Genomic DNA, 19,619 nt, shown 5'->3' with positions numbered 1-19,619 from the left:
TTAATTGCTAAACATAAAATCAATTTCCATTAATTCACATCTTCCATTATTGCAAGTGTTTGCATTATTTGGATTTAAGAAATTACCATTACCCCTTCTAAAACTACCATCTCCAGTGCAATCAAACTGATTTAAGTATTCTCCTAATACATTATCTCTATTTCCAACTAAACCAATTAAGGTTAATGCCTCTATTTGATATCTTCCATTTGCCGTAACAGAAAGCTCTAAACTTCTTAAATTATTAGCAGGTCTTACTAATTCTAAATATTCTGCTTCGCTTATATTTTCATTATTTGTTGGAATTACCACAACCCCGTGATTTGTAATAACTATAGGAATAGCGTGAGCTCTACCATTGCTAAGGCTTACTAAAGCTATATATAAAGAACCAGCAGGAGAGCGGGTAAGTCTTATTAATTCTCTACCAATATCATCTCCAGTATAAACTGAACTTAAACTCCAATCAAATCTTGGCAATATATTTCTAGTTAAAGCCCAAATCGCCCTAACTCCTCTATGATAAATTGGCTCTCCGAATACCAACTCATTTCCCCAAAAGTTAAAAGCTCCTTGCATTAGATTATATAATGCTGGATTTCTTCTTTGAAAAGATATAAAAGGACTTCTATGCTCGCTATAATCAAATAAATAACCATTATTATCAAGTGCTAAATCAGGATTATATGGATATACTTGAGTTAATAAAGATACTATTTCAAAAGTTTGCAGCATACAAATTCCACAAATTCCACTAGCATCATTACTACTATCACTTGTTCTTGTTATCGCATAAAGTCTTCTTATCCAATTATCATCTAAAACATTAAAATTAGCTAAGTTAAAGAAATTTAAATCTCTTTTTACTCTTCTTTCATTTCCACATTTGTGCGAATTAAATCCCGCATTTCTATAATTAAAATTCCATAAATCATACACACTACTATCAAAGAAAAATTGAGTATTCTTTAATGAACTTCCCGCAAGATTAATTTTATAATAATCTTTTGTAACAACAAATAATCTTCCTAAATCACTACCCCTTGCAACTTCTAAAATATTATTTTTATTATCCACTATAAAAGAACCATCAAATAGATTTAAATTCCAATAAAAATCATTCTCTCTATCTTCAAAATTACATTTCTCAAATCTTAAATAACTAGCATTTAAATTAGATAAATTGGTCTTTAAACATTCAAAATTACCATTGTTATATAAAGCAATTTTACCTGAACTAAAATCATAATAAAAATTAGTTGGATTATTTTTATTTGCATTATTTTTACCCAAATAATACTTAGTTCTAACTCCACTTGTTCTATTTTCTACATAAAAATATATTGGTGTTTTTAAAGCATAATTTACAGGTGGTGCAATAGCTTCAAGCCATTCTTTCATAACGCCTTCAAAAATTTTTATTTTATTACCAAAATTATTTTTAGTAGCCACTAATAAAAAGTTTTTTTCTGTAATTTTCATATTTGAAAATGCTTTTAAGCTAAAAGCATCGTTATTAATATCAAACCATTGAGATTTATCGTTTAATACACAAGGGCGAAGTTCTACATAATCACTCCCCATCTTGCCATTTTTCATTCTATCCCCAAGCGACGCACAAACCCAGCTATCATTATATCTAAAAGCAAGTCTTTTATATACATCATATCTTGTGATACTTGAGTTCTTACAATCTTGCATACCTACTAGCAATCTTCCATCAGCTAACTTAGGACTAAGACAAAATAATTTTCCATCGTGTGATTGAACAAATAGTCTTGAATCTTGAATTTTATCAGCCTTATGTTGAGTAATAGAATCAGCAAAAAGTATTATATTTAATAAAAATACAACTAATATTTTCTTCATATTTTCTCCTTTTTTATATTATATAATAAAAATTATTATTAAGGAAAGCAAATGTTAGTTAAATACGATAGTTTTTATCCTAATTTAAATAAATCAGTTTTTGTAGCAAATGGAGCTAAAATCATTGGAGATACTACAATTGATGAATATTCATCAATATGGTTTAATGCAGTTATTCGTGCAGATGTAGCTAATATAAAAATAGGAAAATACACAAATATCCAAGATAATTCTACAATTCATGTAGCAAGAGCTTTATATGATGAACTAGGAGTTGAGATTAGCCCTAAAACACCTTGTATAATAAAAGATTATGTAACCATTGGACATAACTCTATAATCCACGCTTGCACGATAAATTCCAATGTATTAGTAGGAATGGGAAGTGTGATTATGGATGGGGCGGTTATTAATGAAAACTCAATAATAGGTGCAAATTCATTAGTAACTAAAAATAAAGTTTTTCCACCAAATTCATTAATTCAAGGAAGTCCTGCAAAAGTTGTTAGAGAATTAAGCAATGAAGAAATAAAAGCTATTAAAAACCAAGCTTTAGAATATGCAGAAGTTAGTAAAAAATATCTAGAAAATTCTTAAAATCAAATTCCTTAAATTTTTAAGGAATTTAAATGTTTTTTCATTTTATTTGCAAAAATACTTGCAAACTCTGGCTTTTTATCAAAATATAAAGCAGGTTCAATACATTCAATTTCATTTATATAAAACCTATCAGCCAAAAACACATCACACCTTGCATAAAAGCTATCTTTTGGAATATATTTGCTAGCTAAAGATATAAGCTCATTACTTGGATTAAAATCATCTATTTTTACACCATAATTATAGTTTGCTCTAAAATCATTATTTTTAGTTCTTAAAATACTATATTGATATGCTCCTTCAAAAAATACCAAACAAGCTTCGCTATTGTGATTAATGTATTCTTGAATTAAGGCTTTATCTTTATAAAATTGTAAATTAATATCATCATTAAACCTTGCCACACCATTTCCGCTTTGACCTATTAAGGGTTTTATGATTTGATTTGGTTTTAATTTTATATCTTTAATATCTACAATATTAGATTTTACAGCGTCTTTTATATCTAGTAAATATGATTTATCTAAGTTTTTTCTAATTAATTTTGTATTATTTATCAAAATAATATTATTTAGCTCACAAAAATCTAAAAATCTCAAAAACTCATCTACTTTAAGAGAATAATCCCAAACACCAAGTGGCAAAATAACACAATCTTTTAAATTCTCATACTCTTGCCACACAAAAAACTCACACTCAAAACCCAAGCTCAAAAACTCATTTTTAAGTATTCTAAGACCTATAGAGCCCTCTTTATAAATATCTTGCATTGCTATATAAATTTTCATTTTGTTCCTAAAAGTGATATTAAAGGCTTATTTTCATCAGCTAAAACATTTACATTTACATCATATAAATCTTTTAACATTTGCTTTGTGATAATGTCATTTGCTAAACCTTTTTGATAAACTAAATTTTTATGTAAAACTATAAGCTCATCGCAAAACCTTGAAGCTAAATTTAAATCGTGCAAAACAACAATACTAATTAAGTTTTTAGTATAAGTTTGCTCCTTTAAAGCTTCAAGCAATAAGCATTGATAATGCAAATCTAAAGCACTCACAGGCTCATCAAGTAATAATACTTTTGGCTCTTTTGCTAACACTTGAGCAAAACTTATCATCTGCCTTTGTCCGCCTGAAAGTGCGTTTATATTTTTATTAGCTAAATGATTAATATTTAAACCCTTCATTATATTCAATGCAAATTCTAATTCTTCATCTTTTATAAAAAGCCCTAATTTTTTTAATTTTCCAAGCAAAACTACTTCTAAAGCACTAAGATTTGCATTAGAATTAAAATCTTGCAACATATAAGCAATATTGTTTTGCCAAGATTTATAAGTTTTTTTATTTAAAATAAAATCATCTAAACTAATTTTTCCATCTGCTTTTACTCTGCCAAAAATAGCATCTAAAAGCGAACTTTTACCAGCACCATTTGCACCTATTATTGCATATATTTTTCCATTTTCAAATTCTAAATTGATTTTATCTAATATTAAATTATTAGCTCTTTTAACATTTACATCTTTTAAGATTAGCATACCCTTCTCCTACTATATACTATAAAAAAGAAAAATGGCACTCCAACAAAAGAAGTAACAATTCCAATAGGAAATAAAGTCCCTATTACTATAATCTTTGAAATCACAGAAGAAAAACTTAAAAATACAGCACCAATTAACATAGATGTAAACATATAAAATCTTTGGTCTTCTCCTACAAGCATTCTAGCTATATAAGGAGATACAAGCCCAATAAATCCAATAACTCCTACAAAAGAAATAGCCGTTGCACTCATAATTGATACAATTAGCAATGCTTTAAATCTAAGATAAGATAAATTAACGCCCAAAACTTCAGCCCTATTTTCACCTAGTCTAAAAGCACACAACGCCCAACTATCCTTTATAAGTAAAATAACACAAATAATCGTAACCACTCCAACTATAATTACATTAGTCCAATTTGATTTTTGAAGTGAGCCAAAAAGCCAAAAAACAATTTGTTGAGAAATTTCAGGAGCACTTATGTATTGCACTAAAGATAACAATGATTGAAATAAAAATAAAAGCGCAATACCTACTAAAATTAACATTTCAGAACTAAAAGCTCTTGATTTTGCAAACAAAAACAAAACACTAGAACAAACCATAGTCATAGTAAATGCACCAAGTGGAACAGCAAAATAAAGACTAATTCCTGCAAATCCAAATGCAATCACAAGTGAAGCTCCAAAACCAGCCGCAGCAGCTAGTCCTAAAGTATATGGACTTGCCATAGGATTGTTAAGTAAAGTTTGAATTAATGCTCCACCATAACCTAAAGCAGCACCCACAACTAAAGCCATAACAGCCATAGGTAATCTTAATGAATGTGTGATTATATACGATGTATTATCAACTTCAATATCAATAAAAAACGCTTTTAAAATTGATTTTACAACTTCAATAGGACTTATCATAGATGGACCTACAGCTATATCACACACAAAACCTAAAATACCCAAAAATATAAAAAATACAATAATTACAAATTTTTTTCGCTCATATTTTCTATGAGCGATTATTTCTTTACTTAAATTCATCTTTTATCACTTAGCTTGGATACCAAAAGAACCTGTTGGAATTATCGGAAGATATTTTTTGTGATAATCAATATAAGTTTTAATAGGGTCTATATCTTTGAATAAATCAGGATATAAAGCTTTAGCAATAAATTGCACCATAGAAGCATCAACTAGTGTTCTACTAGCTCCTTGATATACTGCAAAAAGTCTATTATCTTTTATAGCTGGCAAACTATCCCAACCTGCTCTAGTTTTAAAACCATTTAGCCTTTTATTTGCTTCTTCTTCATTAATTCCAATACCCATTACCATAGCTTCTGGATTTTTCTTAAGTTCAGTTTCACGACCAGCAATTATTATTACATCAGGCTTACTTGCTAAAACTTCTTCAGGATGAATTGACATCCATTTTTCTACAAGTGGTGCTGCTATATTATCCCCACCTGCAAGGTCAATTAAAGCACCCCACATATCTTTACCAAAAGTATAACTATGCTCTTTTGGACCAAGATTTCCAAATTCTATATAAATTTTTGGCTTTTTAAGATTTGCTTTTTTAATTCTTTCTTGCACATCATCAATTATGCCTTTATAAAAACTTATAAGCTCATTTGCTCTTGCTTCGTTATTTGTAATTTTTCCTATAACTTCGGTGCTTCTTATGTGTCTTTCAACACTTTCGCGGTTGTAATCAAGTATTACAATAGGAATATTTGCTTTATTAATTGGTTCAAGCTGGTCTTTTATCATCTCATATTGCCAATCAGCTAATACTAATAAATCAGGTTTTAAAGATAATACCTTTTCAACCGAAAATGTACTTAGCTCAACTTCTCCAACATCAGCTATATTATTTAACTCCGGTAAGACTTTAATATAAGCGTCCCAGCTAGCAGGAGTCCAACCAGTCCAAACTTCCTTAGAAAATCCTACTACATTTTTTAAAGCGTCCTTACCACCTACTGCTAAAAAGTCAGTATAGTAAAATCCAAGAACTATTCTTTTAGCAGGTAAATCAACCTTAACTTCTCTATCTAAAACATCTTTAATTACTTCCACTTTAGCATTAGCACCAACACATAAAACACTCGCCACAACTAAGCTTTTTAATAAGCCTTTAAACATTAGTTCTCCTTAATAATGATAATAAGAACTAATATTTTAAATAAAAAATATTAATAATAATTATTAATTTTAAAATTTTAAATACTTCTTAGTTTTTTAATCTCATCTCTATAAAATGCTGCTTGTTCAAAATCAAGCTCTTTTGCTGCTAGGTGCATTTTTTCTCTTAATTCATTTACTAATTTAGCCCGCTCATTTGCTGGCATTTTTTCTATTTTTGATTTTTTTATAGAAACATTATCTTCGTTTTGTTTTAAAGTCTTTTCTAATTTTCGCTCAACACTTCTTGGAGTAATTCCGTGCAATTTATTATAAGCTTGTTGCAAGCTTCTTCGCTCACTCGTAATATCTATTGCTTCTTGCATTGATTTTGTGATTTTTTTAGCATATAAAATTACTTTTCCATTGACATTTCTAGCTGCTCTTCCCATTGTTTGAATTAAACTCGTAGTTGAGCGTAAAAAGCCTTCCTTATCAGCGTCTAAAATAGCTATAAGACTAACTTCAGGTAAGTCAAGTCCTTCACGAAGCAAGTTAATTCCAATTAGCACATCAAAATCTGCATTTCTAAGAGAAATTATTAATTCATTTCGCTCAATTGCATCAATATCTGAATGCATATATTTACATTTGATACCTAATTCTGTGTAGTATCTTTGCAATTCTTCTGCCATTTTTTTTGTAAGTGTTGTGATTAATACACGCTCATTTCTTGCAATCACCTTTTTAATCTCATCATATAAATGCTCTATTTGGTTTTCGCTATCAATTATGCTAATTTCAGGGTCAAGCAATCCTGTTGGACGCATAATTTGCTGATAAACACACTCTCCACTAAGCTCAAGCTCTAATTCAGCAGGGGTTGCACTCACAAATAAAAAAAAGCAATCTTTATTAATAAATTCATCAAATTGTAATGGTCTATTATCTAAAGCACTTGGCAATCTAAAGCCGTATTCAACTAGCACTTCCTTTCTAGCTCTATCTCCTGCAAACATTCCCCTAAATTGTGGCAAACTAACATGACTTTCATCTACAATTACTAAAAATGGCTTTTGTTTTATTTTAAAATAATCAAATAAAGTATAAGGAGTTTCTCCTGCATTAAGCCCACTTAAATGTCTTGAATAATTTTCTATTCCTTTAGTCATTCCTGTAGTTTCTAGCATTTCTAAATCAAATTCAACTCGCTGTTCTAAGCGTTGTGCTTCTAATAATTTGCCTTGTTTTTTAAAGTATTCTAATCTTTCATCAAGCTCATCTTTAATATCCCTACAAGCTCTTTTAAGAGTTGGAGTAGCGACTATAAATTGATTTGCAGCATAAAGTGTGAATTTATTTAAATCTTTTATTTTTTTATTATCAAAAGTATTAAAAGTATAAATCTTTTCTAATTCATCATCAAAAAATTCTAAGCGAATTGCATCATCTTCATAATAAGCTGGATAAATATCTATAATATCCCCATTTACACGGAAATTCCCCCTATCAAAAAACGCATCATTTCTACTATATCCCATAGCTACTAAATGAAGTAATAATTCTTTTTGTTTATAGCATTTGCCTATTTCAAAAAATTCTACCATATCAATATATTCAGCAGGATTTCCTAATCCATAATTAGCACTTACACTTGCAATACAAACGCAATCATCATATGCTAAAAGCGAAGCAGTTGAGCTTAAACGAAGCCTTTCTAAATCATTATTAACCGAGCTATCTTTTTCTATAAATGTATCAGTTCTAGGAATATAAGCTTCAGGTTGATAATAATCATAATAGCTTATGAAATACTCCACATGATTATTCGCAAAAAAGCCTTTAAATTCGCTATAAAGCTGAGCGCAAAGTGATTTATTATGGCTCATTATTAAAGTAGGCATTTTAAGTTTATTTATCACATTTGCCATTGTAAAAGTTTTACCCGAGCCTGTAACTCCTAAAAGAGTTTGATATTTTTGTCCGTTTTTTACACCATTTACAATCTTTTCTATTGCTTGTGCTTGATCAGGTGATGGTTTATAATTACTAATTAACTCAAACATTTTAATCCTAAAAAATAATTTTTATTATTATATTAACTATAAATAATTAAAATCACAGCTTTAAAATTTGATTAAGGATAAACAAAATGAGCGATAACATAACAAGCACACTAAGTAATAAAATAGTAGAATTAATGGAAAAATATAAATATTTAGTAAGCGAAAACGAAAGACTTATGAATGAATTAACTCAAGCAAAAGCTAAATGTGAAGCACAATCATATGAAATTAGTAAATTAGAAGAAGAGTTATTAAATAAAAATCTAATTGAAGAAGAAACCTTAAAAGCAATAGAGCAAGTGCTTGGAAACAACAACTAAATTTACGATAACCTTAGGAGCTAGGGGCTATAATTTTAATGTTCCATCTAAAGAATTTTTAGCTTATTTAAATGATGATATAAATAAGCTAAAAAATCCTACAAAAAATATAGAAATACCACAATTTATTAATTTATATCTTAAAAAAAGTTACTCACACTTTCAATTAGTGCAAGAATTTGAAAAAATACAAGAAGAGAATTTAAAACTTAAAGAAGAAAATGTAAATCTTAAATCAGAATTGCAAAGACAAAAAGAAGATTTAATACATATTATAAATATTCTTAACAATAAAGGAAAAATAGATGAAAAAAGCATTTAGTATGATAGAAATGATTTTTGCTATTGCTGTTATAGGAATATTAGCAGGAATTGCAATTCCTAAAATGATGGCTAATAAAGACACAGCACATATAGTGCAATTAAAAGAGCAAGTTGAAGCTATTAGAAAAGGTATTGAAGCCTACGCTGGAAATACTTATGTAGAAAAAGGCTTCAAAGAATATCCTGCAAAATTATGCAGTAGTGGTTGTAAGGGTGCTCCTGCTTTTGCTGATGAGGTAGCAAAAGGAATTAATAGAAGAGCTACTAATTCAATAGGCTGGGATAATGCTGATGATGATTTATTATTTGTTACAAAACCTAAAGAAAAAGCAGCAGTATTTTTTAAATACGATGCAAGCGATGGAAGCTTTAAATGTGATAAAAGCAAGGTCTTAAGCGGTTGGAAAGCAGAAGATTGCTCTATAATAGGAGAATAAGATGAAAAAAGCTATGAGTATGATGGAAATTATATTTGTAATAGTTATTATTGGTATATTAGCTGGCGTTGCTATTCCTAAATTATTTGCAGGTCGTGATGATGCACAAATATTAAAATTAAAAGAAACACTAGCTTTAATTCGTTCAGGCATAGAACAATATAGGCAAAATAGCCTTTATACAGATGGCACTTCAAAATACCCAGATGGCTTATGCTTAGACGCTACGCGTGATAAAGGCACAACTTGCAATGGCAATATGAAAAATAGCAATAGTTTCTTTGCAGCAGTATTAAAAAACCCCGTAACCTTTGGCACCACAAAAGATACTTGGAATGGTTATACAAATAGTGTTGTAAATGAAACTTTTATTTATTATGCTGATAATAATAAAAATGGCTATGTATTTGAATACGATAAAAATAAAGGAACTTTTAAATGCCTTAATTCGTATCCAGGTGCAAAAGTTTTACCTTGTAAAAAATTAGGCGAGTAAAATGCTAGTAAATAAAAAAGCCTTTACTATGATAGAGCTAATATTTGCGATAGTTATTATCGGGATATTATCGGCTGTAGCTTTACCTAATTTTTTTGATTTAAAATTTAAATCTGATATAGCTAGCTTAAAATCAGAAATTGAAGGTATTAATGGCAAAATTAACGCTCAACTGCTAAAAAATGTAATGGTAGGGAAAGTGTCAAGCTATGATAATCTAGATAATTTAAATTCATCTGGAAAACCAATTGAACCTACTAAAATTTTTACAGCTTTATTTAAAGATGGCTTAGATAGAGGAGATGAGAATAAAGGTTGGCTTTTTTTAGCAAGAACAACAGCTACAAGCAATGTAACATATTCTGCATGGACTGAATTATATAACCCAGCTTATCAAGCAGATAAAGATTTTCAAGATTACTTAGATAAAGAAAAGAAAGATAGTAATCTTATAAAAGATGAGAAAATGGAACTATATAGATACACATTTAATTCTAATATATATTATAAATTTATTTATAGAAGTATAAAATCAGAATTAATATGTGTAGAAGCAGTATGTAATAAATGTAATAGTAAAAGAATTGATTCAATTAATAATATGATTCCTTGTATCAAAAAAGCTTCTTGATGAATTATTATAAAGTAGCGATTTTAGGACATAATTTAGAAACTTTAACCTATGAAAGTGATGAAGAAATTAAACCATTTTCAAAGGTTGAAGTAAAATTACATAATAAAAATTGTCTTGCAATTGTTATTAATAAATGTGAAAAGCCAACTTTTAACACCAAACAAATAATAAGTATTTTCAATGAATTTCTAACTGATAATCAAATGAAATTAGCAGAATTTATGAGTAAATATTACGCTGCTAATATATCTTTATGTCTTGATAGTTTTATACTAAGCAAAAATATATCTAATACTAAAAATAATTTGAATATAGATATAAATTTAAAACTAAATGAAAAACAACTTTTGTGTCTAAATAGCTTACAAAATAATAAAATGAATTTGGTTTTTGGAGATACAGGAAGTGGAAAAACTGAAATATATGCAAAATTAATTCAAGAATGCCTTAATGAAGGAAAACAAGCATTATTTTTAATGCCAGAAATCAGCCTAACTCCACAAATGCAAAAAAGAATGAAAGTATATTTTAAAGATTTATTCATTACTTGGCATAGCAAAATTACTAAGGCTAAAAAACAAAAAGATTTAATAGAATTTGAATTAGGAAATAAGCCTTTAGTAATTGGTGCAAGGTCGGCACTTTTTTTACCTTTTAGCAATTTAGGATTAATTATCGTAGATGAAGAACACGATAATTCGTATAAATCTTCAAAATATCCATGTTATAACGCAAGAGATTTGGCAATTTATCTAGCAAGTATTACAAATGCAAAAATCATTTTAGGCTCTGCAACACCAAGTCTTCAAAGTTTTTATAATCAAAATATAAATAAATTTAGATTAAAAGGCACATATTTTCAAAGCGAAAAAGAAATTCTTTTTGACGATAGTCTTGAGACACCTAGCTCTAATTTACTTGATTTATTAGAAGATAATTTAAATAAAAAAGAGCAAAGTATGATATTTTTGCCAGTGCGTGGTAATTATCGTCAAGTTGTATGCAAGGATTGTAATTCAAGAAAAGTTTGTCCTAATTGCTCTGTGGCAATGAGTTTGCATAATAAAACATATAAATGCCATTATTGTGGTAAAAAAGAGTATTTAAAAAATACCTGTGATAACTGCGGTAGCGAAATATTAGAAAGCAAAATAATAGGAACAGCTCAATTATGCGAAGAATTAAAAAAGGCTTTACCTAATGCAAATATTGCAAAATTAGATAGCGATGAATTAAGCTCGGCAACTAAACTTAAAGAAATACTAGAAGAATTTGAATTAGGAAATATAGATATTTTAGTAGGAACTCAACTAATATCAAAAGGACACGATTATAAAAATGTTACATTTTGTGCTATTTTAGGACTTGATGAATATTTATTCTATCCTGATTATAAAGCTCGTGAAAATACACTTGCCCTTGCTATTCAAGTAGCTGGTCGTGCAGGAAGAGGCAAAAAAGCTAAAGTGTTAATAAATACTCAAAATAAAGATTTTTTTGAAAAATATTTACAAAATTATGATGAATTTTTAGAAGATGAGAAATTTTTTAGAACTAATTATCCACCATTTAAAAGACTATTAAGATTAATTATTGCATCAAAAAATGAAATAGAAGCAAGTAATTTATGTGAAGACTTGGCAAATCATTTAAAAAATAGCAAAGAAAACGATAATGATTATGAAATAATAGGCTATGGAAAATGTGCTATAGAAAAAATTAACAATAATTATAGATATTATATTTTGCTCCGTTCAAATAAAAAAATGTTACTAAGTAACCTAGCCTTACACTACAAACAGTTACAAAAAGTAACAATTGATATAGACCCTATACATTTTTCTTGACAAAACTACTTTTTTATTATCTAAAGCATTTATAATCTTTTTAAAAATTTTAAAGGAGTTAATATGGCATTTTTAGAAGAATACCAAAAATTAGTTGAAGAGCGTGCTGCTCTTAATGTCCCTGCATTGGTTTTAAATGTAGCTCAGACAAAACAATTATGTGAGCTTTTAGAAAACAACGATAAAAATAGCGAAAAATTAAAAGATTTATTAGCTAATCGTGTTGGTGTTGGTGTTGATGATTCTGCGCTTATTAAATGTGATTTCTTAGAAAAAATACTATTTAACAATAGTAAATGCACCTGTATAAATAAATCTGAAGCAATATCAATGCTAAGCACAATGCTTGGAGGTTATAATGTAAGAGTATTACTTAAAGCTTTAGAAAACAATGAAATTGCAGAGCTTGCTGCAAATGCTTTAACTAATATTATTTTCGTTCATGATGGTTTTGATAAAGTTGCTGAATTACATAAAAAAGGAAATAAATTCGCAACCAAAGTTCTAACAAGTTGGGCTAATGCAGAATGGTTTATTAAAAGACCTGAAGTAGCATCTGAAATTGAATGTATATGCTTTAAAGTAAATGGAGAAACAAATACAGATGATTTAAGTCCAGCAAGTGAAGCATTTACTAGAAGTGATATTCCTTTACACGCACAAGCAATGCTAGTTAGAAGACAACCAGGTAGTATTGAAAAAATAGAAGAACTTAAAAAATCTGGCATTCAAGTAGCTTATGTAGGTGATGTTGTAGGAACTGGCTCAAGCCGTAAATCAGCAATAAATTCAGTTCAATGGCACATAGGTGAAGATATAAAAGGAGTTCCAAATAAACGCACAGGTGGTGTGATTTTAGGACAAACTATTGCTCCAATTTTTTTCAATACCGCTCAAGATAGTGGTGCTTTACCAATAGTTTGTGATGTTACAAATCTTGAAATGGGAGATAGATTTGTTGTTGATATTGCAAACGGACAAATTAAAAAAGATGGTAAAGTTGTTTCAACTTTTGAAATAAATCCAAATACTCTTTTAGATGAAGTTCGTGCAGGTGGAAGAATTCCACTAATCGTAGGTCGTGGATTATGTGCTAAAGCTAGAGATGTTTTAGGTATGCCAAAAGAAGAAATATTTAAAAAACCATCTCAACCTGAAGTAAAAGTTAAAGGTTATACATTAGCTCAAAAAATGCTAGGTCGTGCTTGTGGTTTAGAAGGCGTTGTTCCTGGAATGTATATAGAGCCAAAAACTACAACCGTTGGTAGTCAAGATACAACAGGACCAATGACAAGAGATGAGATTAAAGAACTTGCTAGCTTAGGATTTAATGCTGATTTTGTATTACAAAGTTTTTGCCATACAGCAGCATATCCTAAATCAAGCGATGTAACAACACACACAACATTACCACATTTTATGAGTTCAAGAGGTGGGGTTTCACTTAAACCAGGTGATGGGGTAATTCATAGTTGGCTAAATCGTTTTGCTATGCCTGATGAAGTTGGAACTGGAGCTGATTCGCATACAAGATTTCCAATAGGCATTAGTTTTCCTGCAGGTTCAGGACTTGTAGCATTTGCTGCTGTAACAGGTGCTATGCCACTTAATGTGCCTGAGAGTATTTTAGTTCGTTTTAAAGGCGAATTACAACCTGGTGTTACATTAAGGGATTTAGTAAATGCAATTCCTTATGTAGCTATAAAAGAAGGTTATTTAACGGTTGAGAAAAAAGGCAAAAAGAATATTTTTGCTGGTAAAGTTTTAGAAATTGAAGGCTTAGAAAATCTAAAAGTAGAACAAGCATTTGAATTAAGCGACGCAAGTGCTGAAAGAAGCGCAGCTGCATGTTGTGTTAATTTAAGTAAAGAAAGCATAGCTGAATATTTAACTTCTAACATAAGCTTAATTGATGCTATGATTGAAGCTGGATATGAAGATAAAAATACACTTTTAAGAAGAAAAGCTAGAATGCAAGAATGGCTTAATAATCCTACATTATTAAGAGCTGATAAAGACGCTAGTTATGAGCATATTTTTGAAATAGATTTAAATACTATAAAAGAGCCTATCCTAGCTTGTCCAAACGACCCTGATGATGTAGCAACTCTTAGTGAAGTATTAGCAGATAGCAAACGCCCACAAAATATTGATGAAGTATTTGTTGGTTCTTGTATGACAAATATAGGACATTATAGAGCTTTAGGAGAAGTTATTAAAGGTAAAGGTATGCTTAAAACTCGTCTATGGGTAGCACCTCCAACAAAAATGGATAAAGCTCAACTAACAAAAGAAGGATATTATTCAATTTATGGTGCAGCAGGTGCTAGAATTGAAGTTCCAGGATGTAGCTTATGCATGGGTAACCAAGCTCGTGTAAATGATGGAGCTGTTGTATTTAGTACAAGCACAAGAAACTTTGATAACAGAATGGGTATAGGCGCTCAAGTTTATTTAGGTAGTGCTGAATTAGCTGCTGTTTGTGCTTTACTTGGTCGCTTACCAAACCCAAGTGAATATTTAGAATTAGTAAATGATAAAATAAGCGATAGCAAAAAAGCTAATATCTACAAATATCTAAACTTCAATGAAATTGAAAACTTTAAAGTAGATTAATAATCTAGGGCATTTTGCCCTAGAACAATTTATTAATAAACTTTTATAATAATTAAGCTAAATCAATAAAACAAACAAAAAAGACAAATATAATCTCATTTAAAAATATTATGAAAGGATTTTTATGGAAAGTTTATATCCATTTGCACTTATTATTCACATTTTTTGTGCGATTATTTTTGTTGGTTATTTGTTTTTTGATGTTGTTATCTTTAGTCGTGCTAAGAAAAATCTAAGCCAAGAATTAGCACAACAAATTCAAGAAAGCATAACTAAAAGAGCTATTAAAATTATGCCAATTTGTGTGGTATTGTTAATACTTACAGGCGGTATGATGATGAGTAGATGGGTTGGTAGCGAGATTGGCTTTTTTGACACTACATTTCAGAAAATTTTTATGCTAAAAGTTGCTTTTGCAAGCTTAATTTTTATAATGGTAGCTATTAGTTTAATTTTCAAATTCGTAATCAAAAAACCAAATCCTTTAAACAAAATAATACACCCACTAGCATTAACTCTAGCTATTCTTATTGTGCTTTGTGCTAAGTTAATGTTTTATGTATAAATTAGTAATATCTTTAATATTTTTTAATATAGCTTTATGTTTATACTTTGCTAGTTTAGATGCTTTTTATAGTATCCAACTAGCATTTTATGCTAATTTAATAATTCCATTTCTAAGCTATTTAAGTCTTAAAAAATCATTACCTAAATTCCAAATTGCTAATACACCTAGATTTTTTATACAAAATACAAACCCTATTTATATACCAAAAAAAGGAATTAAAGAGAATTTTAAAGCAATTAAACATTATAAAATATTTATAAATATATATAAGTTTTTAGCCTATGTTTTTTTTATAATACTCGTATTAATATTAATTAATAATAAGCTTTTTAATATAATTGCTTTTTTTGTAAGTTCTTTTGTAATAATTTTAAACTTATTATTAGTAAGGATATTTAAATGATAAAAACAATCAACTCTTTAAGAGCATTATTATTTGCATCTTTGCTATTGTTTGTAGGAAATTCTTTTTTACTAAGCTCAAATTCTATACTGCTAAAAAATCTTGGATATGATGAATTTTATGTAGGATTAGTAAGTTCAAGCATATATTTTGGTGCATTAATTAGCACATTTTTTTCTCATAGTCTAATTCAAAAAGTAGGACATATTAGAAGTTTTGGTTTTTTTACTTCATTATTTGCTATAGCTGCAATTTTGCATATATTTACAAAAGAAATATATTTTTGGGCTATTTTAAGATTTACAATAGGATTTTCATACTATACATTATTAGTAATTATTGAATCTTGGATAAATCAAAAATCAAAAAACGAAATTCGCTCACGAATGCTCTCAATTTATGAAATAGTATTTTACTCTGGTTTTGCCATAGGAGTATTATTGTTATATTTTGAACCAGATTACAATAATGTATTTATAATAGCTGTTATAGTGATTTTATTATGTTCGTTACCGCTTAATTTGTTAAAAATCAAACAACCTATCCTTAAAGAAAGGCGTAAAATCAGTATCCCAAATATTTTTAATGTATCAAAATTAGCATTTATATCAGCATTTATTGGTGGCTTTTTAATGAATGGATTTTTTTCTATGTCTCAGACATATTTTCTAGCATTAAATTATAATATTCAAGATATATCTTTGCTAATTTTTACAGCAATGTTAGGCGGATTTATAGCACAATTATTTATAGGTAAATTTTCTGATACTTATGGTAGAAAAATAGCGATTTTATCTTGCGTAATACTTGCGTTTTTTGCTAGTTTAGGGCTATATTTTTTAGCAAGTAACAAAATTGCTATATTTATTTTATGCTTTTTCCTTGGAATGGGGCTTTTTTGCGTATATGCTTTAGCACTTGCAAGGGCTAGTGATAGAGCAAAAGAAAGCTCGCAAATGCTTGAAATCGGAAGAACGCTAATGTTTGCTTATGTATCAAGCTCTGTTTTATCTCCTATAATTTTAGGCTTTATGATAAGTAATTTTGGAGCTAATGCTTATATTTTAGTTTATATAGTTTTATTGTTTTTCTTAGCTATTTTTACTCTTACCCAACCAAAAATTGACGCTGTAAATAGAATAGAATTTGAGCAAAAACCAAGTCAATTTGTGCATTTAGGCAACGATGAATAATATAAATACGACTTTAAATTCTTTAGTAAATAGTGATTTAGGGCTAAAGCAACAAGGGAATTTAAAACCCAATGTAAAAGATACAAAAGATATTAAAGAACCCTTAAAAGAAGGTAGTTCATTAATAAACGAAGCCTTAAGCGAAGATGAAACACTAGAACTAGGTCTTAAAAAAATCGTAAATAAATTACTTGATGGAATAAAATCAAGTAAAGATTTAAACCAACTAGGCGAAAATGCAAAAAACATAAATATTTCAAAAAATATCGCTCAAGATATTAAAGAATTAAAAGCAATTTTAAGCAAGGATAAGGATTTAGAAGTATTTGTAAATAAACTTGATAATTTATTAAATACCAAAATGCAAGATTCAAAAGCCTTATTTCAAGCTTTAAATAATTCAGGGGTATTTTTAGAGAGCAAACTAAGGGCTAATCTAAACGAACAAGCCTTACCACAAAGCTTTTTTAGGCTTATTTCATTTATGAAAAATATTAAAACAAGTGATTTAAAAAGTGAGATTTTTAAACTCGGTCAAGAGCAAATGAGTGCCGAAAAATCCCTTGAAAAATTAGAAAATTTTATAAATCAAAAATTAGAAAATAAATCAACCACTACCCCTGTTATAAAAACTTTAGAATTATTAAAAAACGCTAGAGCGTATTTGCAAAAAAATACCGAACCACTAAAACTAATTGAAGTAGCAAATAAATTAGAAGATAAAATTAATAAAGAAATAAAAAACCTAATAAATATTGAAGTTAAAAACGATAAAGTAAAAAGTATATTACCAAAATTAGCAAGTTTAAAAGCTGATATTCAAAACATAAAAAATCTAGCAAAAGAAATCATAAACAACCCATCAAATGTGCAAAATAATTATAAAATTTCAAATAATGAGAATAATATTTTAAGCAAACTTGAAAATATTAAAGAAATTCTAAAAAATAATAATGATATTTATACTAAAGATACTAATAAAATTGAAATAAAAACAACAAAAGAATTTGAAAATAAGGAAAATCAAAAAATCAATAATTTAAATTCTAAAACCACAGATGATAAAATAAAAGCTACTGAAAAACCTATAGAAAAATCAAGTGAAGATATAAAAAGTGATTTAAAAGCTTTACAAGATATAACAAAATCTCAAGATATTAAACAAGAATTAAAGTTGTTAAACAATCCAGAAATCAAACAAGCAATCAATCAAAACAATACAATAAGTTCTATTTTAAATAGCGAGAATTTGAGTTTGCAAAATAAAATTGAAAGTTTGACAAAATTACTAAGTGCTAATTTAAAAAATGAAGAAAGTTTTAAAAATTATATAAATACTCAAGAAATAAAAAGCCTAAAAACTCACTTAAATCAAGCCAAAAAAGATATAAATCAGGTTGTAACTAGAACTGCAGAACATATAAACAACTCCATTTCAAACGATGCTAAATCAATACTGCTTCAAACTTCAAAAGTAGCTTTAGCAAAAGATAATAAAGTAGCCTATGATATGAGCCAAAAACTATTAAATCAAATAGAATTAAACCAAATAATATCAGTTGCAAATAATGAAGTAAATACATATTTACCCTACTCTTTAGATGATTTAGATGAATCAAATATCAGTTTTAAAAGTGATAGCGAAGATAAATTTTACGCACAAATTAAGCTGAAATTTAAAAGACTTGGAGCTATTAATATTATGCTTGGTTTAAATCAAGATAAATATTTAGATATTAATATGATGATAGAAAATGATAATTTTAGAGAAATCTTAATCAATCACGCAAGGGGTTTTAAAAAAGATTTAAGAAAAGCTGGTTTAATTACTTCTAATTTCTTTATTAGTAAATTAAGAGAGAGCAAATACGAAGATGAATATACATTAGACTTAGGATTTAATAAAAAAGTATGAGTAAGATAAGAAAAGCCCTAGCCTTAGGCTATAACAAGGACAAAAATAATGCTCCAAAAGTAATGGCAACAGGTAGCGGAGAAATTGCCGAAAGAATTATAAAATTAGCTAACGAGCATAATATTCCTATTAAAGAAGATGAAGAATTATGTGAAGTATTAAGCAAATTAGAATTAGGAGAAGAAATTCCACCTGCAATGTATAAGGCTGTTGCAGAAGTATTTTCATTCATTTATAGAATGTCAAAAGAAATGAAATGATTATTTTTTTTAAATATTTAGAATAATATTCAAATTAATAAATATCAAGCTTTTAAAATTATTCCATTAACTTATTTTCATATTTTAATATTATAATTTTTATATAACTTAAAAAATTAAGTTTTATTTAAACTAAAAGGAGAATTTATGGAAAAGTTATCTCGTAGAAGCTTTTTAAAAGGTGCAGCAGGAGTAGCAGCTAGTGCGTCAAGTTTAGGTGCTGTTGATTTTGTAGCAGGTGATCCAATAGGTGCAGTAGATGGATTTAGTGCTACGCACTTTGGAGCTTTTTATCCTATTGTTAAAAATAATAAATTAGAAAGCATAATACCATTTGAAAAAGATGAGTGTCCTACAACATTATTACAAGGAGTTTTATCTAGAACCTATGCTCCA

20 protein-coding genes are annotated in these 19,619 nt (G+C 28.3%); 14 read left to right on the top strand and 6 right to left on the bottom strand.

Annotated elements, in window-relative coordinates; all coding sequences use genetic code 11:
* Positions 1-1,869, bottom strand: a complete 1,869-nt coding sequence (locus AVBRAN9333_RS07570) for a DUF1561 family protein (protein ID WP_336609730.1) — start codon at positions 1,867-1,869, stop codon at positions 1-3.
* A gap of 51 nt (positions 1,870-1,920) precedes the next feature.
* Between AVBRAN9333_RS07570 and AVBRAN9333_RS07565 the strand changes: the two genes are divergently transcribed.
* Positions 1,921-2,466: a gamma carbonic anhydrase family protein gene (locus AVBRAN9333_RS07565; RefSeq protein WP_214120339.1), complete on the top strand. Its 546-nt coding sequence runs from the start codon at positions 1,921-1,923 to the stop codon at positions 2,464-2,466.
* An 11-nt stretch (positions 2,467-2,477) separates the two neighbouring features.
* Here the strand turns inward: AVBRAN9333_RS07565 and AVBRAN9333_RS07560 are convergent, their stop codons facing one another.
* The 5 genes from AVBRAN9333_RS07560 to uvrB form a co-directional block, all read right to left on the bottom strand.
* Positions 2,478-3,257 carry an ATP-grasp domain-containing protein gene (locus AVBRAN9333_RS07560; protein WP_336609729.1) on the bottom strand — a complete coding sequence of 260 codons (780 nt, stop codon included), beginning with the start codon at positions 3,255-3,257 and terminating at the stop codon, positions 2,478-2,480.
* A complete protein-coding gene (locus tag AVBRAN9333_RS07555; protein ID WP_214120341.1) occupies positions 3,254-4,015 on the bottom strand; it encodes an ABC transporter ATP-binding protein in 762 nt (253 codons plus the stop codon). Before AVBRAN9333_RS07555 ends, AVBRAN9333_RS07560 begins: the two co-directional genes overlap by 4 nt.
* Positions 4,009-5,058, bottom strand: coding sequence for a FecCD family ABC transporter permease (locus AVBRAN9333_RS07550; RefSeq protein WP_214118390.1), 1,050 nt, complete (start codon positions 5,056-5,058; stop codon positions 4,009-4,011). Before AVBRAN9333_RS07550 ends, AVBRAN9333_RS07555 begins: the two co-directional genes overlap by 7 nt.
* Positions 5,059-5,064: 6 nt before the next feature.
* On the bottom strand, positions 5,065-6,165 hold the full coding sequence (locus AVBRAN9333_RS07545) for an ABC transporter substrate-binding protein (RefSeq protein ID WP_214118389.1): 1,101 nt from the start codon (positions 6,163-6,165) through the stop codon (positions 5,065-5,067).
* 77 nt (positions 6,166-6,242) lie between these two features.
* Positions 6,243-8,210: an excinuclease ABC subunit UvrB gene (uvrB, locus tag AVBRAN9333_RS07540; protein WP_336609728.1), complete on the bottom strand. Its 1,968-nt coding sequence runs from the start codon at positions 8,208-8,210 to the stop codon at positions 6,243-6,245.
* An 86-nt stretch (positions 8,211-8,296) separates the two neighbouring features.
* On the opposite strand from uvrB, the gene AVBRAN9333_RS07535 reads away from it, so the two are divergent.
* The 13 genes from AVBRAN9333_RS07535 to AVBRAN9333_RS07475 form a co-directional block, all read left to right on the top strand.
* Positions 8,297-8,530 (top strand): hypothetical protein, encoded by a 234-nt coding sequence (locus tag AVBRAN9333_RS07535; protein ID WP_214118384.1) that lies wholly within the window; start codon positions 8,297-8,299, stop codon positions 8,528-8,530.
* Positions 8,514-8,852, top strand: a complete 339-nt coding sequence (locus AVBRAN9333_RS07530; RefSeq protein ID WP_336609727.1) for a hypothetical protein — start codon at positions 8,514-8,516, stop codon at positions 8,850-8,852. The genes AVBRAN9333_RS07535 and AVBRAN9333_RS07530 overlap by 17 nt, the downstream gene beginning before the upstream one ends.
* The gene (locus tag AVBRAN9333_RS07525; protein ID WP_336607487.1) at positions 8,836-9,291 is read left to right on the top strand and encodes a type II secretion system protein; all 456 of its coding nucleotides are present in this window, start codon (positions 8,836-8,838) and stop codon (positions 9,289-9,291) included. Before AVBRAN9333_RS07530 ends, AVBRAN9333_RS07525 begins: the two co-directional genes overlap by 17 nt.
* Before the next feature lies 1 nt (position 9,292).
* Complete coding sequence (locus tag AVBRAN9333_RS07520; RefSeq protein ID WP_336609726.1) at positions 9,293-9,787, top strand: prepilin-type N-terminal cleavage/methylation domain-containing protein; 495 nt, start codon at positions 9,293-9,295, stop codon at positions 9,785-9,787.
* Between the two features lies 1 nt (position 9,788).
* Entirely contained in the window at positions 9,789-10,418 is a 630-nt protein-coding gene (locus AVBRAN9333_RS07515; RefSeq protein WP_336609725.1) for a type II secretion system protein, read from the top strand.
* Entirely contained in the window at positions 10,418-12,268 is a 1,851-nt protein-coding gene (locus tag AVBRAN9333_RS07510) for a primosomal protein N' (protein ID WP_336608835.1), read from the top strand. The genes AVBRAN9333_RS07515 and AVBRAN9333_RS07510 overlap by 1 nt, the downstream gene beginning before the upstream one ends.
* Positions 12,269-12,331: 63 nt before the next feature.
* Positions 12,332-14,884 carry a bifunctional aconitate hydratase 2/2-methylisocitrate dehydratase gene (locus AVBRAN9333_RS07505; protein ID WP_336609724.1) on the top strand — a complete coding sequence of 851 codons (2,553 nt, stop codon included), beginning with the start codon at positions 12,332-12,334 and terminating at the stop codon, positions 14,882-14,884.
* A gap of 124 nt (positions 14,885-15,008) precedes the next feature.
* Positions 15,009-15,449 (top strand): copper resistance protein CopD, encoded by a 441-nt coding sequence (locus AVBRAN9333_RS07500; RefSeq protein ID WP_214118371.1) that lies wholly within the window; start codon positions 15,009-15,011, stop codon positions 15,447-15,449.
* The gene (locus AVBRAN9333_RS07495) at positions 15,442-15,855 is read left to right on the top strand and encodes a hypothetical protein (RefSeq protein ID WP_336609723.1); all 414 of its coding nucleotides are present in this window, start codon (positions 15,442-15,444) and stop codon (positions 15,853-15,855) included. Before AVBRAN9333_RS07500 ends, AVBRAN9333_RS07495 begins: the two co-directional genes overlap by 8 nt.
* Entirely contained in the window at positions 15,852-17,048 is a 1,197-nt protein-coding gene (locus AVBRAN9333_RS07490) for an MFS transporter (RefSeq protein ID WP_336609722.1), read from the top strand. Before AVBRAN9333_RS07495 ends, AVBRAN9333_RS07490 begins: the two co-directional genes overlap by 4 nt.
* A complete protein-coding gene (locus AVBRAN9333_RS07485; RefSeq protein ID WP_336609721.1) occupies positions 17,041-18,963 on the top strand; it encodes a hypothetical protein in 1,923 nt (640 codons plus the stop codon). The genes AVBRAN9333_RS07490 and AVBRAN9333_RS07485 overlap by 8 nt, the downstream gene beginning before the upstream one ends.
* Positions 18,960-19,223, top strand: coding sequence for a FlhB-like flagellar biosynthesis protein (locus AVBRAN9333_RS07480; RefSeq protein WP_214118364.1), 264 nt, complete (start codon positions 18,960-18,962; stop codon positions 19,221-19,223). The genes AVBRAN9333_RS07485 and AVBRAN9333_RS07480 overlap by 4 nt, the downstream gene beginning before the upstream one ends.
* A gap of 147 nt (positions 19,224-19,370) precedes the next feature.
* A partial coding sequence (locus tag AVBRAN9333_RS07475; RefSeq protein ID WP_336609720.1) for a twin-arginine translocation signal domain-containing protein occupies positions 19,371-19,619 on the top strand: 249 nt, incomplete at its 3' end.

The sequence above is a fragment of the Campylobacter sp. RM9333 genome (assembly GCF_020137705.1).
GTDB lineage: Bacteria > Campylobacterota > Campylobacteria > Campylobacterales > Campylobacteraceae > Campylobacter_E.
This window is presented reverse-complemented; position numbering and strand designations above follow the sequence as displayed.

Coding starts and splice junctions, on each gene's coding strand:
- AVBRAN9333_RS07570 (WP_336609730.1), bottom strand. CDS start 1,869: ATGAAGAAAATATTAGTTGTATTTTTATTAAATATAATACTTTTTGCT.
- AVBRAN9333_RS07565 (WP_214120339.1), top strand. CDS start 1,921: ATGTTAGTTAAATACGATAGTTTTTATCCTAATTTAAATAAATCAGTT.
- AVBRAN9333_RS07560 (WP_336609729.1), bottom strand. CDS start 3,257: ATGAAAATTTATATAGCAATGCAAGATATTTATAAAGAGGGCTCTATA.
- AVBRAN9333_RS07555 (WP_214120341.1), bottom strand. CDS start 4,015: ATGCTAATCTTAAAAGATGTAAATGTTAAAAGAGCTAATAATTTAATA.
- AVBRAN9333_RS07550 (WP_214118390.1), bottom strand. CDS start 5,058: ATGAATTTAAGTAAAGAAATAATCGCTCATAGAAAATATGAGCGAAAA.
- AVBRAN9333_RS07545 (WP_214118389.1), bottom strand. CDS start 6,165: ATGTTTAAAGGCTTATTAAAAAGCTTAGTTGTGGCGAGTGTTTTATGT.
- uvrB (WP_336609728.1), bottom strand. CDS start 8,210: ATGTTTGAGTTAATTAGTAATTATAAACCATCACCTGATCAAGCACAA.
- AVBRAN9333_RS07535 (WP_214118384.1), top strand. CDS start 8,297: ATGAGCGATAACATAACAAGCACACTAAGTAATAAAATAGTAGAATTA.
- AVBRAN9333_RS07525 (WP_336607487.1), top strand. CDS start 8,836: ATGAAAAAAGCATTTAGTATGATAGAAATGATTTTTGCTATTGCTGTT.
- AVBRAN9333_RS07520 (WP_336609726.1), top strand. CDS start 9,293: ATGAAAAAAGCTATGAGTATGATGGAAATTATATTTGTAATAGTTATT.
- AVBRAN9333_RS07515 (WP_336609725.1), top strand. CDS start 9,789: ATGCTAGTAAATAAAAAAGCCTTTACTATGATAGAGCTAATATTTGCG.
- AVBRAN9333_RS07510 (WP_336608835.1), top strand. CDS start 10,418: ATGAATTATTATAAAGTAGCGATTTTAGGACATAATTTAGAAACTTTA.
- AVBRAN9333_RS07505 (WP_336609724.1), top strand. CDS start 12,332: ATGGCATTTTTAGAAGAATACCAAAAATTAGTTGAAGAGCGTGCTGCT.
- AVBRAN9333_RS07500 (WP_214118371.1), top strand. CDS start 15,009: ATGGAAAGTTTATATCCATTTGCACTTATTATTCACATTTTTTGTGCG.
- AVBRAN9333_RS07495 (WP_336609723.1), top strand. CDS start 15,442: ATGTATAAATTAGTAATATCTTTAATATTTTTTAATATAGCTTTATGT.
- AVBRAN9333_RS07490 (WP_336609722.1), top strand. CDS start 15,852: ATGATAAAAACAATCAACTCTTTAAGAGCATTATTATTTGCATCTTTG.
- AVBRAN9333_RS07485 (WP_336609721.1), top strand. CDS start 17,041: ATGAATAATATAAATACGACTTTAAATTCTTTAGTAAATAGTGATTTA.
- AVBRAN9333_RS07480 (WP_214118364.1), top strand. CDS start 18,960: ATGAGTAAGATAAGAAAAGCCCTAGCCTTAGGCTATAACAAGGACAAA.